Raw genomic sequence first — 829 nt, forward strand, 5'->3', positions numbered from 1 at the left:
CCCTCAGTCCTAACCCTTTCTCTTCTAATAAGTATGCTTGGTGGAGAGTAGTTTGTAAATGATTCTGAGAGTATTATGAGCATAAGCAATGACGTCTTTCATCTTGCTTACTCTTTGGGAAATTCGATTGTAAAAAGAAGAAAAAGCTGGATCCTTGGAATGTGCTGCAATTAATCCCGACATGGTCAAAGCCTGTTTTATTTAGCGATTTCCTTGCGTGATGTGTGAGGATTTTTTAATGCCAGCACTATAGGCTAAACATCTTTTTCTGTCATGAGTTAGCAAGCTCTGCCTGCTTAGAGTTTTACATGTAATCTATTTTAATAGTAATGTTTTATCATTTTTAAGAGAACGCAGTTTTGCCTCGTTCTCTTTTTTGAAGATTATGTTGGAGAATTTTTGGATTCAATAACAACCTTAAGCGGAGTTTTCGGATTCAAAGGAAAAATCGGAAATAGTAGAAAATGGTCACACTTAATTCATGAGCAGCCAATTAATTCAATTACAATGGAAACAATAAATGAATTATCCATACAAGATAAGGAATCACGTTTAATTCTAGATATTCTTATTTCTTTAAGGCTCTTTGTCAACTGTAGTGGGTTGAAGAAAAGCTAAGCTCGAGAAAGGACAGATTTAGTCCTTTCTTTTTTGATATTCAGAGCAATAAAAATCCGTTTTTTGAAGTTTTCGAAGTTCCGAAAACCAAAGGCATTTCGTTTGATAAGTTTGATGAGATTATTGGTCGCTTCCAATTTGGCGTTGGAATAGGGTAACTGAAGGGCATTGACGATTTTTTCTTTGTCCTTGAAAAAGGTTTTAAAGACAG

General features: G+C 34.9%; 1 protein-coding gene. It reads right to left on the minus strand.

The window, feature by feature from the left end; genetic code table 11:
* Positions 1 to 614 precede the first annotated feature (614 nt).
* Positions 615 to 829 (minus strand): transposase (locus tag D8787_RS11260; protein WP_142999758.1); only part of this gene is annotated, 215 nt, incomplete at its 5' end.

Source organism: Streptococcus mitis (assembly GCF_003944325.1).
In the GTDB taxonomy this organism is placed as follows: Bacteria; Bacillota; Bacilli; order Lactobacillales; family Streptococcaceae; genus Streptococcus; species Streptococcus mitis_CW.